1 protein-coding gene is annotated in these 572 nt (G+C 65.2%); it reads left to right on the top strand.

Translation table 11 applies throughout. The annotated features are described in order from the left end of the window. On the top strand, positions 1 to 572 hold a 572-nt coding region (locus ACT6Q8_RS25640; RefSeq protein ID WP_444739498.1), incomplete at both ends, for an aminotransferase class V-fold PLP-dependent enzyme.

Raw genomic sequence — 572 nt, forward strand, 5'->3', positions numbered from 1 at the left:
AACTTCCCCACCAATAACTACATGGTGCAGGGTCTGGCCGCCTTTCTGGGCCAGGGCCATGACATCCGGTTCGTGGAAAAGGACGGCATCCTGGATGCCATCACCGACGATGTCGCCGTCGTCGCCCTGACCCATGTGCATTACAAGAGCGCCCATGTCCTGGACATGGCGGCGATCACGGCCAAGGCCCATGCCGTCGGCGCCCTGACCGTCTGGGACCTGTGCCATTCCGCCGGGGCCATCCCGGTGGACCTGAACGCGGCAAAGGCCGATTTCGCGGTGGGCTGTACCTATAAATACCTGAATGGCGGCCCTGGCAGCCCGGCCTTCATCTTCGCGGCAAAGCGTCATCATGCCGCCATGCACCAGCCCTTGTCGGGTTGGTGGGGCCACGCCGCCCCCTTCGCCTTTGACCGCGATTACCGCCCCGCCGACGGCATCGGGCGCATGCTGACCGGGACGCAAGCCATCATCTCGATGCAGGCCGCTGAGCCCGGCATCGATCTGGCCGTGCGCGCCGACAAGCATCTGGCCTGGGCCAAGGCGCGGACCATGGGCGATCTGTTCATCGC

Source organism: Niveispirillum sp. (assembly GCF_052437035.1).
Classification (GTDB): Bacteria; Pseudomonadota; Alphaproteobacteria; order Azospirillales; family Azospirillaceae; genus Niveispirillum.